Genomic DNA, 537 nt, shown 5'->3' with positions numbered 1-537 from the left:
CAGCGACACCCTCCGCGCAGGATCGTCAGCTCGCATTCCTCAATCAGACGCCCGACAAGCGCACTGTCTCGCCGGATCGCGTTGCCGCGCCAGCGTCGAAGAACGTCCTGCAGGCCGGCGCCGTCATCGCGGCCGCGCTCATCACCGGCATCCGCTCCGACCTGCCGGGTCAGATCACCGCACAGGTGACGGAGAACATCTATGACAGCCCGACCGGCAAGATCCTGCTTGTGCCACAGGGCACGCGCGTTATCGGCCAGTATGACAGTGGCGTCGGCTTCGGTCAGAGGCGCATACTTCTCGTCTGGAACCGGCTGATCTTCCCCAATGGCCGCTCCATCGTTCTGGAGCGTCAGCCTGGTGCGGACGCCGAGGGCTATGCGGGCCTTGAGGATGGCGTCGACTATCACTGGGGCGAACTGTTCAAGGCCGCTGCACTTTCCACGATTCTGAGCATCGGTGCGGAGGCGGGCTCGTCTGGCCAGGACAGCGATATTGTGCGGGCGCTGCGACAGGGTGCCTCCAATAGCGTCAGTC

1 protein-coding gene is annotated in these 537 nt (G+C 64.4%); it reads left to right on the top strand.

Annotated features, from left to right (window positions below; translation table 11 throughout):
- On the top strand, window positions 1-537 hold a 537-nt coding region (locus AACY08_RS28510), incomplete at both ends, for a TrbI/VirB10 family protein (protein ID WP_339472442.1).

Origin of the sequence: Pseudomonas sp. EL_65y_Pfl1_R83, assembly GCF_963970695.1 — a bacterium.
Lineage (GTDB): Bacteria > Pseudomonadota > Gammaproteobacteria > Pseudomonadales > Pseudomonadaceae > Aquipseudomonas > Aquipseudomonas tritici.
The sequence above is the reverse complement of the archived record's forward strand: the minus strand, read 5'-3'. Positions and strand labels throughout refer to the sequence as shown.